This window comes from Algoriphagus lutimaris, assembly GCF_017051705.1.
Lineage (GTDB): Bacteria > Bacteroidota > Bacteroidia > Cytophagales > Cyclobacteriaceae > Algoriphagus > Algoriphagus lutimaris.
Genome location: NZ_JAFIDJ010000001.1, coordinates 1,234,605 through 1,247,519 on the forward strand (window position 1 = coordinate 1,234,605; position 12,915 = coordinate 1,247,519).

At 37.8% G+C, this 12,915-nt stretch carries 8 protein-coding genes; 1 reads left to right on the forward strand and 7 read right to left on the reverse strand.

Annotated features, from left to right (window positions below):
- Positions 1 to 10 precede the first annotated feature (10 nt).
- From JYB62_RS05015 to JYB62_RS05045, 7 genes are all read right to left on the reverse strand, one after another.
- The gene (locus tag JYB62_RS05015) at positions 11 to 1,567 is read right to left on the reverse strand and encodes a M20 family peptidase (protein WP_205644319.1); all 1,557 of its coding nucleotides are present in this window, start codon (positions 1,565 to 1,567) and stop codon (positions 11 to 13) included.
- Between the two features lie 215 nt (positions 1,568 to 1,782).
- Positions 1,783 to 1,995, reverse strand: coding sequence for a hypothetical protein (locus JYB62_RS05020; protein WP_205644320.1), 213 nt, complete (start codon positions 1,993 to 1,995; stop codon positions 1,783 to 1,785).
- A 112-nt stretch (positions 1,996 to 2,107) separates the two neighbouring features.
- Positions 2,108 to 2,422: a hypothetical protein gene (locus tag JYB62_RS05025; protein ID WP_205644321.1), complete on the reverse strand. Its 315-nt coding sequence runs from the start codon at positions 2,420 to 2,422 to the stop codon at positions 2,108 to 2,110.
- Positions 2,423 to 2,452: 30 nt separating this feature from the next.
- Entirely contained in the window at positions 2,453 to 3,787 is a 1,335-nt protein-coding gene (locus JYB62_RS05030) for a metal-dependent hydrolase family protein (protein WP_205644322.1), read from the reverse strand.
- A gap of 24 nt (positions 3,788 to 3,811) precedes the next feature.
- Entirely contained in the window at positions 3,812 to 5,143 is a 1,332-nt protein-coding gene (locus tag JYB62_RS05035; RefSeq protein ID WP_205644323.1) for a metal-dependent hydrolase family protein, read from the reverse strand.
- A 626-nt stretch (positions 5,144 to 5,769) separates the two neighbouring features.
- Positions 5,770 to 10,047, reverse strand: a complete 4,278-nt coding sequence (locus tag JYB62_RS05040; protein ID WP_205644324.1) for a hybrid sensor histidine kinase/response regulator transcription factor — start codon at positions 10,045 to 10,047, stop codon at positions 5,770 to 5,772.
- 637 nt (positions 10,048 to 10,684) lie between these two features.
- On the reverse strand, positions 10,685 to 11,908 hold the full coding sequence (locus JYB62_RS05045; protein WP_205644325.1) for an MFS transporter: 1,224 nt from the start codon (positions 11,906 to 11,908) through the stop codon (positions 10,685 to 10,687).
- A gap of 230 nt (positions 11,909 to 12,138) precedes the next feature.
- On the opposite strand from JYB62_RS05045, the gene JYB62_RS05050 reads away from it, so the two are divergent.
- Complete coding sequence (locus JYB62_RS05050) at positions 12,139 to 12,897, forward strand: sulfite exporter TauE/SafE family protein (RefSeq protein ID WP_205644326.1); 759 nt, start codon at positions 12,139 to 12,141, stop codon at positions 12,895 to 12,897.
- Positions 12,898 to 12,915: the final 18 nt, after the last annotated feature.

Below are 12,915 nucleotides of genomic sequence, written 5' to 3' on the forward strand. Positions count from 1 at the left end.
ATTTTTCTAACTACAACGCTTCCAGGTTTCCAAATATGGTATAAAAAAAGCCTATCGTTTTTCCATATTCCTCCACCAAGATTCGCTCATTTACTCCATGAAATCCTTTAAATTCTTCCGTGTTTTCTAATTGAATACCCGTGATGGTATATACATCTGGTGCAAAAGATCGGGCCTGAAAATGCTTGGAGTCAGAACCCCCGATTACAAAAAATGGTGAGACTAATAGATCATTTCCCCAAATCTGACGGATGGTCTTTTCAAGCATATTGTAGGCATCATTCCCTACTTCGGCAATATTGGTGGCCGGTGTAGAGGCAGATATATCCCGAACAGTAATACGATCGTCTTGGATTGCATTTTTCACATGTTCAATAATTACTTCAGGAGTATCTCCTGGCATAGGCCTGAAATTCACAACAGCAGTAGCAGTTGGTGGTAATACATTATCCTTTACCCCTGCATTGAACATCGTTACTGCAATGGTAGTATGAAGCATGGCCCTGGTCAATTGGTTTTGGGCCATCGTCTCAATGAACTGCTGTTCCAAATCTGTAATCTCATCATCTTTTCCAAAGGCTACCGCTGCGTATAAAGGTTGATTGTCTTTGTCCAACTCTGGGCCCATATAGCGATATTGGGAACGAACTGCGGGATGAATCCTATAAGGAAACTGCGCATCTTCCAGCTTAGTAACAGCTTCAGCCAAAATACCAATATTGGATTCAACTGGAGGTTGAGAAGAATGTCCTCCTATTCCATTCATCTCCAATTCCAGACTGATAAAGCCTTTTTGAGCAATACCAATCAAAGCGGTATTCTCTTTAATTCCAGGAAAAATACCTGGAGTTAATGGAGCTGATTCATCCATGACATAAGCAAATCGTTTGATCCCTCGTTGCTCCAATACATCAGCAATGTATTTGGCCCCTTCAGGACCTCCTACTTCCTCATCCTGACCAAATACAAAATAGATCGTGCGGGAGGGTTGCCAGCCCTCTTTAATCCTCATTTCGGCAGCTTCCAAGATGCCATGAATTTGGTTTTTATCATCCAGCACGCCACGACCCCAGATATAGCCATCTTGAACGGTTCCGGCAAATGGGTCTACTTTCCATTGATCCCTAGAATCCGCTGGAACTGGCACCACATCCTGGTGGGCATAAAATAAAGCTGGTTCTAAGGATGGGTCTTTTCCCTCCCAAGTATATAAAAGACTATATGGGCGAGGATCTCCTAACACTTCCTTTTTTAAAGTCTTATGAACATTGGGATAAGCTTCTTCTATAAACTTGTGATAATCCTCAAAAGCTTTGGTATCAAAGTCTTCTCGATCTTGATTGGAAATGGTAGGAAAAGTGACCGCTTTAGATAGTCGTTGTACAGCTCCATCTAGATCTACATCTACAGAGATTTGATCTACACCTGTCATTTGCAAAGAAGTAAAATCTTCTAGGTAAACGGCTTCAGTATCTTGATCAGAGGAACTGGAATTTTGACCGCAACTTCCCAATAAGGAAACAGCCCCTATTCCAGCATAGAAAATTACCTTGAATAAAGATTTCATAATTTTTTTTTAATTGTGATTGTCTTTTTTTAATTATTTAAGGCCTGTTAGTTAAAGTTGTTCCAACCCTAGGATTCATAGTTATTAAAAGCATGAAAATTGAAGAAAATATCCATTTTCGTATTTGATAAAACTCAAACTTAACCATCGTTTGTATCCTTTTGGCACTTCCAAATGAATCGTTTATAATTCGTTGGACTGACAATTTCAACCATTTAATCCAAGGTGTTTTTATAAATTTTACCGTCTTTCATAATGATCTTTAAGTTGTTTTCCGGATCAGCAATCAGATCTAGGTTCTCAAGCGGATTACCGTCCACCAAGAGCAAATCAGCTAATGCACCTTCCTTGATCACACCATTCTCCCCAGGGTAAGGATCCCTAGGCCCACTCATCTTGAAGAGTTCGTAATTGGTGCTGGTTGCCATTTTTAACACCTCCCATGGTTCGTACCATCTTTTGAGTTTTGCCAGAGACTTTCCCTATTTGGCTGCAATCTCTGGCCCATTTTGCAAATCCGTACCAAAAGCAACCTTCAGATCATACTTTTTGGCCAATTCGTAGGCTTTTTCCGTGCCTGCGGTCATTGTTAAGTATTTTTGTTGTTCGAGCGACCATTAATGTTCTACCTTGAGCATCTATAATGGTTGAGTTCTCATCTTGGGTTATCATGATCCCTTCAGCAATCCGTGCTATTTTATTTCCTTGGATCAGAACATCTTTTCCTTCTACCAACTTATTTGTTCCGCCGGAGATTTTGGCATTGGTAATTAAGATCTGTTTTTGAACCTCTTGTGCGTAAATACCAATACTTAGGACTGCGAATAAGAGAATCATTGATAACCCTTTTTTCATAATTTGAGATTTAAATTAGATTCAATTGAATCAATTATTCAGGGTATTCTTATACACCTTCCCATCCTTCATAATCACTACAAAATTGTTTTCAGGATCTGCTATCAATTCCAAATTCTCCAAAGGATTACCATCTACGATTACCAAATCAGCATAAGCCCCCTCTTTTACCACGCCCAATGGACCTTCTTGGTAAGGATGTCTCGGTCCACTCATTTCCAATAAACGGGCATTTTCAGAAGTATAAATTTTCAAAGCTTCATAGGGAGTAAACCATTTTCCTAATCGAACGACATATTCATTTTGTTGCAAGGCAGTAGTCGGTCCAAATAGGTGATCTTTTCCCACTGCAATATTCACCCCTACTTTTTTGGCAAGAGGGAATACTTTGTCAATGGCTTCTACGATTCCTTCAAACTTTTCTTGACTCAAAGGATTATCCCAAGTCATATCCTCTTTGAACACAGGCTGTAAAGAAAGCCAAGCTCCTTTTTCCTTCATCAATTGTAATGTTTCCTCTGTCACGAAAAAGCCATGTTCAATACACATTACCCCAGATTCTATGGAGGTACGTACCCCTCGGTCTGTATAGACATGTGAAGTAACATACGTATTATAGTTGGTGGCCTCTTCTACAACAGCTTTGATTTCGTCCACCGAGTATTCGCTTACATCGAGTGGGTCAAATTCAGAAGCAACCCCACCTCCCGTAGTGATCTTGATTTGAGTGGCACCCATCTTTAAGATGTCTCGAGTTCTTAGCCTAACTTCATCTACTCCGTCCGAGGTCATTGCCATCCAATTTCGCTCCCAATAGTTCATGTAGTCTTTATCACGAGGTACTTCAAGTTTGCCATAGTAATCTGCATGACCTGAGGTAGGGCTCATAAACGGACCTGAGGGAAGAATCCGGTGTCCTGGATATTCACCCGAGTCAATTAACTTTTTAATAGCAAATGGATTGCCTCCTGGATCCCTGACGGTGGTAAATCCACGTAATAAGGTTTTTTCAGCTCCAGTCATACTTCGGATAGCCACTTCAGGCATATCTCCCTGATTTGCAAACAAAACAGCAGCTGGTGTATAAGCATAAGTGGTATGCCAGTGAGCATCAATCAAACCAGGGATTACTGTTCTACCTCCAGCATCGATAACGGTTGCATCATTGCTTGCTGAAAGGTTTTTACCTATTGTCTTTACTAGATTTTTTTCAATTAACACATCCACTCCTTCGAGCAGCTGTTCATTAACACCATCAAAGACATTGGCATTCTTGATTAGAATGATTGGATCTTTTTGCTGACTAAATACGGCCAAACTGGAGAATACCAGCGCTAAGGTTAATGTGATTTTTAAAAGTTTCATCTTGATTATGGTTTAATTAATATTTTATTCTAGAGTGTTTTTATAAACCTTGCCATCTTTCATGATCAACACAAAGTTCTTATCAGGGTCAGCGACCAGACTTAAATCTTCCAAAGGATTACCATCTACAATGATCAGATCAGCATATGCTCCTTCTTTTACCACACCTAAAGGACCCTCTTTGTAAGGATGTCTAGGACCGGACAATTCCAACATTCGCGCATTCTCTGAGGTTGCCATTTTCAGTGCTTCATAAGGGGTAAACCAACGTGTTAGCTTTGCAAGTAATTTACCTTGTTTCGCCGCGTTTTCTGCTCCCATAAACAAATCCGTTCCAAAGGCCATATTCACACCTATTTCTTTAGCCAGTTGGTAAACATTATCAGTTCCTTTTGTAACCTCAGCAAACTTTCTATTGGACTCTGGGTTTGGAAACTTATCTGCATCCTCATCATTCAAAATAGGCTGCGTGCTCAACCAAACCTCATTGTCTTTCATCATCTGAAGTGTTTCTCTACCCATCAGCATCCCATGTTCTATACTTTTGACACCAGCTTTTACGGCTATCTGTATCGCATCGTCCGTGAAAATATGTGCGCCAACATAGCTGTTGTAACTTTTTGCAACATCTACAATCGCTTCCATCTCTTCGAGCGAATACTGTCGTACATCGATGGGGTCATAACTGGAAGCAACGCCCCCTCCACCGGCAATTTTAATCTGCGTCGCTCCTAGCATAAATGCTTCACGGCTTCGCTTGCGGACTTCAGAAACTCCATCGGCTATTGCAGTCATTCCTACTTCCTCCCAATAGGTCATATTTCCGATTTTATCAGGAATTTGATTAGGCAGGCGATAGTCAAAATGCCCACCTGTTTGGCTAATCATAGGTCCGGAGGGAAGTATGCGTGGCCCCACTACCAACCCTTCATCAATAAGTTTCTTTAGGCTAAAAACGGTCCCTCCCATATCTCTTACAGTCGTAAAACCTCGCATGAGCGTTTTTGGAGAGGCCAAAGTACTTCGAATACCCACTTCAAAGGCATCCCCAGAAAGCACGAATGTCATAGGCAGTTCTGCCAATGCCATGTGCCAATGGACATCAATCAATCCGGGAATTATTGTTTTTCCTCCTGCATCGATAATGGTAGCATCATTTCCTGCGGATAGATTCTTTCCTATAGACTTGACTAAATTACCTTCTATAAGAATATCGACGCCTTCTTGAAGCTGCTCATTTACCCCATCAAATACATTGGCGTTTTTAATAAGTACAATGGATGGTTCTTCTTGACTGAAAACTGTCAAACTGAACAGTACCAAAGCCAAGGTAAAAGTGATCTTAATAAATTTCATGATAAAATTGGTAATGGTTATAAGTAATTATTGGAAGTTGAAGGGATCAACATTGTATTCTTCGGTATTAATTTTAGAGGAAAAAGATTTTATTCACTTTTTTTAAATGACTATCACTGTCATTAGCTCTAAATCCACACAACTATTTGACTCGTATTTTTCAAAATAATTCTTAATATAATAACATTTATAAAATATTATTAAATTTTAATGAAGCATATTATTAACTTAATAATTTAATAATTTGAAAATCCTAATAGCTTTTGAAGGATCAATAGAAATTCGATAGAGTCAAATGTATGATGAATAAAAATCCAGTGTTTTACTTATCGTTCTTATTGTTTGACCTATTGTTTCAAGTACTTTATTACTCAAAAACATCAGATGGACTTACTAGATTTTCTACTAATTAGAGTCTTCTACTTGATTCAGGGCAAACCAAGTCAAAGTCACCTTATCATTCATTTTTGATAAAACCTAAAGACAAAAAAGGTCATTTGATCTATTGTCCATTTTGGTTTACTTAGTGTTTAAACTACAGATACAATTAAAAAAATATCTTAAAGGAGTTCAATCAGAAATACCATGTTCATCTATGAATTTATTTACCTATTGTTCCAAAAAGTTTACTTATTGTTTGAGCAATGGATTTCCCGGTATTTTTGAGGAGACACCCCAAAATCTTCAGAGAAGATTCTTGAAAAATAAGAAAGACTCTCTATCCCCACTCCCAATGCCACTTGACTGATATTTAAATCAGAATCACAGAGTAATTCGGAAGCCTTCTCCATACGAACTTGGCGAATAAAATGAGAGGTTGCCTTATTGGTAAGTGATTTGATTTTATTATGGAGTTGGGTCCGGCTCATAAAGGCATGGGAACAAAGCTCCGGCACTCCAAAATCTGAATTATCTATATGAGCAAGAATGATTTCGCGAAGCCTAATAATAAACTCATCTTCTTGCTTTACTTTTTCATCCTGGACAGGAGGAAGTGATTTCAAATTACTATACCGTTCTTGAAGGCGCTTTCTTTGAGAAAGCAAATTATGAAGTTGAATCAACAGCTCCCTTTTATCAAATGGTTTGGCCAGATAAGCATCTGCCCCCTTCTCCAATCCAGTAATTCTAGAATCTATATCTGCCTTGGCAGTTAATAAGACAATAGGAATATGACTGGTTTTAACATCCGATTTTAAAACATTGCATAGGGTAAATCCATTGGCTTTAGGCATCATGACATCACTCAAGATAATGTCCGGCACATGTTCCAAAGCCATATTAATTCCCATTTGACCATCCATTGCAAATTGAATTTGAAAATCATCCTCTAAGCAACTTGCTAAATACGTTCGTACATCTGCATTGTCTTCCACAATCAATAATGATGGATGTTGAGAATTAGCGTTTTTATCGGAAATATATTCAAATGAAGCAGCTTCCTCTGCTATCATCCATTCTATGGTAGATTGTTTGAACTCATCCAAACCAGCTTGACGGGTAATTGGAAGGTTAATACTAAAGTTGGTATGTTTGCCTTCGATACTGTTTACATGAATTTTCCCGTTCAAGATTTTTACTAACTCCCATACAAGAGTTAAACCAATTCCTGTTCCACTACCTGTTCTGCTTTGTTCATCATCTACCTGGTAAAACCGATCAAAAATATGGTTCAATTTATCTTGTGGAATTCCTATTCCATTGTCTTCCACAGTTAGCTCATAATAAGGTGGTTCAACATCCTCGAAGGCCTGAACAGTTACCGAAACGGTTCCATTTTTCGGAGTAAACTTGATTGCATTCGTCAGGAGATTGGACAGGATATGAAGTAATTTTTCCGGATCATAATCCAAAACTAATGATGGAGTATTGGAATCAAATTTCATCGCAATCCCTTTTTCCTCTGCCAAAGAATGAAAGGATTCTATCACGTATTGAATATGCTTCAATACATCTCCTTGAACCATATGGATTTTCTCTGGTCCAGATTCCAATTTCCTCAACCTCAGGATCTGATTGATCAAGTTGAGCAATAAACGAGCATTTCTCCTGATTAATCCTTTTTCTTTTTCATTCTGTTTGATTTGCTCGGCTACCCCCAGAATAACCGTCAAAGGTGTCCTGAATTCATGGGAAATATTAGTAAAAAACCGGGATTTAGATTCGTCCAGTTCCTGCATTTGAACAGTTTGTTGAAAGATAGTTTCTTTATCTTTTTGAATTTTAGAAGTCCGGTGTTGAACTTCAATTTCCAAACGATTTCTTTCTGTCTGAATTCTTCTTATATAAATCCATGAAACAATCAGAAAAGGGATTGCGACCAAAGCGTAAAACCACCATTGATTGTAAAAATACTCTTTAACCAGAATTGGAATTTCTAGAGGTACAAGTGACTGGTTTGACTTAAAATCAATCCCCTTAACCTGGACTATGTAGTTACCCGGAGGAATATTATTAATAGTCATTTGGGAAGCAGATCCAATGTTAATCCAAGGAGCGGAAGACTCTTGCTCATTGGAGGATCCATTAGGAAGTAATCGATACATGTAGGCGTGTTCCTTGATATTCCCATAATCAGATAAAGCAAAGTCAAGCATCAAAAAACGCTGAGCAGCAGGAATGACTAATGGCTCATCCAAATCATATGAACCCTGTCTATACACATTCTTTTTTTCTTGATCATTATAATATTCCAGACCTGTTAGATAAATAGAATTGGGTTTCTTTAATTCAGTTTTCTGAAGTACTGCCTCAGGATCCAACAAAATTGTTCCCGCATATCCTCCAAAAACCATTCTACCATCAGGCAATCTATAACTTGACTGTTTGTGAAAATTATTATGAATTAACCCATCCTCTTGATTTAATTCTAATAACACCGTTCCTGAAGAATCCAAAACTGAAATTCCATTGTACGTAGAGACCCAACAGTTTCCATCATCATCAGATAGGATTCCTACCACAGTATTATTTGCCAAGCCCTGGTCCTCTGAAATTTGCTTGATTGTATTAGTCTTAGGGTCAAAAATTAGTAGACCTTGACTTGCTGTTCCTAACCATAGTCTACCTTTTTCATCTGGATGAATATTCAGAATATTTTGATTCTGTAAAGAAATAACCTGAAGGAAATGATCCACTTCATTGTTCTTTAGGTCAATGGACCAAAGCCCGTTTTGGGCTCCTACCCATAACAAGGAATCCCCTTGTAAAAAAAGATCATTTACTTTCGCATGGATACTAAAAGGTTCGCTTTCATATAAAAAAGGCCTTTTTGCTTGAGTAGTCAGATTAAAAATGAATAAGTCACCCATTCCATCTCCTTCATCTCCATTATCTTTGAAAAATGCAACCTCCTGATTATTCAAAAAAACAAACTTTTCAAATTTGGTATCTGTAGGTAAGTAATCTGTTTCATTGGTTGAAATGTCATACCATTGTAAACCCACTCGTTTTTCCAAATAAAAATCAGCTGACATCCATACTTTTCCATCCCTTAGAATGATAGATGAAAATGGTCTGGCTCTTAAAAAATCCCCTCCTGTTAACCTACTCCATTTCCATTCTCCATCTATCCAATCGTATCGGTAAACTTGCATTTGGGAATTGAAAATAAGAGTAGAATTATCAATACTTGTTATTTGGCCGCGTTTATAACTAGGGTTTCCATGAATTTTAGTAATATTCAGTTGAGTTTGTATATCCATAAAGGCAATTCCTACCCTTCTCTGAGAAGAACCTATTTCGGTTTTAAAATCATCACTGAAAAAATTTCCTTCATGTTGGAAATCGTATTCGTAGGAAAAACTTAGCTTTTCAATTAAATTACTGTAATTCAGGTAATTACCATCAACATCAATCAAAAAGGCCTGACGATTTGAGGTAGGGGTTGGATAACTATAAGGCTCGGGATATCCAGAGACTAACAATAGGTTTCCTTTTTTATCTTTTGATAAAAAAACACGAAGAACTTTTTCATCTCCTTCATCGCGTAAAATCTCCTGGTTTAGGCCAGCATTGGTAGAAAGATGGAGCGGTTTAGTGTCCAAATCAAAAAAACCATTCTCCCTTCCAAGAAAAAGTAGCAATCGATTTTGCCCAATTGAAATCAGTTTCCACTCAAAGCCACTGTCGTTATCAGCCAACTCTTCTTTTTGAATTGGAGGAATACTTTCAAATTGAGTCCACGGAATAAATTCGATTTGCTTTGAATTTAAGTCAGCCTTAACGAGTCCTTTTTGCTGATGAAAGAACCATGCATGATCATTTAAAATAGCCAAGGAATAGGCGAAAGTTTTGGGTGGAGTTGGGGATAATTCCTCCTCAAAATTGAGTTCGATAGAACTAATTTCCTCATGTTGATTTTTATACAACCTAATTAAATGATACTTGGCGGTCTTAAGTTGACGTTGATTCTCACCTTCCAAGGTCAAAGCCATAATCCCCCCTTGAGAATCCTCCACCAAATTGAGTAGCTTGGTACCCACATCTAAGGTTATAAAGTATTGCTCCTTTAGATCAGGATGCCAATAAAAAATCATTTCATTTTGGTCATCTGCTCCAAAAAGAAAACCATCAGAAGTTACACCCATTACATGCCAAATTGGGTTTAGATCACCTTTTTTGATCCAGTCTGGCTTTATCTCATAAAAAAAACTTTTTTCCCCATCAAACTGAAAGAAACTCATTCTCAACTCCCTTGCATCTTCTTGGCAAGGATTTACCCAAAGTCTACCTTTATTATCCAAAAAACTATTCCCTAAGCAATTCACTGCAAGGCCATCGGAAAGGGTGAAATTTTGAATATTTAATATGGAAGGAGAGGGACTGTAATCTCCACTAGCTTGCTGAGAAAACGTAATTAGTGGACTTCCAATAATAAGCAGTATGAAGAAGATACTTTTCAAATAAACCATAGATATTTTCCTGCGCCTTGAATGAAAGCTGAAAGATATTTTGTCTTTAAAGGGTCTATAAATAGACAAATTACCTTCTAGTATTCCAATTTAAAATTCGAAAATTTTAATCTTACGGATTCATTCCTAAAGAATGGATTAACTCTACTAGCTTTAATTTAAATAAATATTATTGCAGGTGAAAAACTAGAAGTAAATGGAGCTTTTTCATTGGAAATTATATCAACTCTATAATGAAATTTTTCATCTATTAAAATAGATCGAAAAGCCGTATTTAGTTAACTAAATTGGTTTCCAAATGTTTATAAATTTAAAAATTCCCGAATCCTCAACGAGTTAAATGGGAATCATGAAATGAGAAGTGGGAAGTACGAAATACGAAATTCGATGATAATAATATTTGCTTATCGCGCCCAAGGCCTATCTCAGGAGTGAAGCAACTCTATTTCAGCGAAGCTATATATCGGGACCGAAGCGACCCTGTCTCATCCGAAGGATATATTTTAGGAACAAAGCGACTCTACTTCGCCGCCTGCCTGCCGAAGGTAGGAAGCGTATCTCGCCGAAGCCATATCTCATGAGCGAAGAAACTATATCTCAGCGCAACTATCTCTCGCCGAAAGCATACCTATGCAATAGCTTTACTCTTTTGATGATAGGTAAAAGTTAATATCAGTGAAATAAATACCAATCCAGCAGCAGTCCATCCCAAATAAAGCGTAGTAAATCGATTAATCTCTATTCCTCCTAATCCAGCCCCCAAAGCAAAGCCGAATTGAATGATGGAGTTGTACAAACTCAAGATCACCCCAGGTGATTCATCAGAAAGTGACATGATACTAAATCGAAATAATGGTCCAGGTAACCAGGCAGAAATTGCCCAAAGCATTAAAATAGCAATCGTTAAATAAGCAGTGATTCCAATAAATAAGGACAAGGAAATCAACAGCGTTAAATTGCAAACCATACTCACCAAGATAGTCTGAGGTACTCCAAATTTATCCCCTAAAAAACCTCCTGATTTATTACCTATTAATGTGGCTATTCCAAAACCAAGAAAAGCAACACTCAACAATTCTTCGTGGATTAAGGAGTTCTCATTCAGAAAGGGAGTGATGTAGGTATACAAGATAGCATAACCCAAAATCCAAAAAAAGGACATCCCAAGACTCAGTAATATGTTGGGTTTCCTCAATAATCCAATTTGCTTTCTAAACGGAACGGCTCCATCTGGGGAAAATGACGGGATAAACTTGGCCAGAATGAAAAAAAATAAAATTGCAGAAATAGAAGTTCCCCAGAAAATAGCTTGCCACCCAAAAGCATTGGTCACAATCCTACCAATTGGCAAGCCCACGATTAAGGCAGCATTGTAACCCACCGTTACCGTGGCTATAGCACTGGCTCTTTTATTCAAAGGAGCAAGTTTAGCGGCCACAATAAAGCACATCACATTAAATACCCCCATCCCTAGAGCCATGATCACCCTTGCCACTAAAAGCAGGTAATAATTTGGAGCAATGACCATCATAAATGAACCAATAGAAAAAGTGATCAGAGAAATGATCAAAACTTTTCGTTGGTCCAATGTCCTCATTTTATAGATAGCAATGGGGGTGCCGATAGCTGCGGTAATCGCAAATACGGTAATCAATTGCCCTGCTGCTGAAACTGAAATCTGGATGGATTCTGCAATCTTATCCAGTACCCCTACAATTACAAACTCCGAGGTTCCAGCAATAAAACAGATAAAGGAAAGTAAGTAAATCTTGATGCTATTGTTCATGGGGCAAAAAGTCCAATCCAAAATTGGAAAAGCAAAAGTAAGAATTGCCCCCATGAAATAATTCATTCTCAAGTATATTTCGATTATTTAAATCTGGTTTGAATACCGTAATTCTATGTTTGTTTCATGTATTTTTGGTAACCTCCAAGATCTAAATTCAAAGCTTTATTTCAGATCATTTGATTCTACATTAGTAGATCTATAAATTATAATCAAATTCATCGACTATTTCAGTTAAAATTTTGGCTGAAATGGAATCTGAACCCAATTCAAAAATCTGTATACCTCCTCATTGAATGTTGACTATCGAATACCTACCAGTTATTTTTTTCATCATTGCGTTGTTTTATAGCTCGGTAGGTTTTGGAGGAGGCTCCAGCTATTTGGCAATTTTAAGTCTGTTTTTAACGGAATTTTACGAAATTAGATCCACTGCTTTGATACTGAATATCTGTGTAGTCAGCATTGGAACATTCATTTTCATCAAAAATAAAGTCTTTGACTTCAAGCTCTTTTGGCCATTCTTGGTGTCCAGTATACCCCTCGCCTACTTTGGGGCACAACTCAGATTATCTCAGCAAGTATTCTTTCTGATTTTAGGTTCATCCCTTATTCTATCTGGGATAGCTATGATGCTTAGGTACATCCAAGCTAAATTGAAATCCCAGGAGTTCTCATTGATCAAAAAATTAGGCCTTGGAGGAAGTGTTGGATTTCTTGCAGGAGTTTCAGGTATTGGCGGAGGAATTTTTCTAAGTCCTACTTTAAATTTATTGAATTGGGCCAACCCAAGAACCGTTGCCTCCTTGGCCTCTGTATTTATTTTGGTCAATTCCATCTCCGGCTTAATTGGATTGACGGTAGCAGATACATTTCAATTAGATCTCCAATTAGCTTGGAAATTGGTATTGGCGGTGATTTTAGGAGGTAGTTTAGGCTCCTATTTATCCAATAAGAAATTTAACCTCAGAATATTAGGTGGGCTTACTGCGGTTTTAGTAATCTACGTTGGATTAAGACTGGTCTTGATGCATGGGTTTGGCATCAATATTTGAATCTTTGGTAAATCTTTA

What these genes read in the sequence shown, in the direction of transcription:
- JYB62_RS05015 (WP_205644319.1), bottom strand. Translation starts at nt 1,567, where the DNA reads ATGAAATCTTTATTCAAGGTAATTTTCTATGCTGGAATAGGGGCTGTT.
- JYB62_RS05020 (WP_205644320.1), bottom strand. Translation starts at nt 1,995, where the DNA reads ATGGCAACCAGCACCAATTACGAACTCTTCAAGATGAGTGGGCCTAGG.
- JYB62_RS05025 (WP_205644321.1), bottom strand. Translation starts at nt 2,422, where the DNA reads ATGAAAAAAGGGTTATCAATGATTCTCTTATTCGCAGTCCTAAGTATT.
- JYB62_RS05030 (WP_205644322.1), bottom strand. Translation starts at nt 3,787, where the DNA reads ATGAAACTTTTAAAAATCACATTAACCTTAGCGCTGGTATTCTCCAGT.
- JYB62_RS05035 (WP_205644323.1), bottom strand. Translation starts at nt 5,143, where the DNA reads ATGAAATTTATTAAGATCACTTTTACCTTGGCTTTGGTACTGTTCAGT.
- JYB62_RS05045 (WP_205644325.1), bottom strand. Translation starts at nt 11,908, where the DNA reads ATGAATTATTTCATGGGGGCAATTCTTACTTTTGCTTTTCCAATTTTG.
- JYB62_RS05050 (WP_205644326.1), top strand. Translation starts at nt 12,139, where the DNA reads ATGTTGACTATCGAATACCTACCAGTTATTTTTTTCATCATTGCGTTG.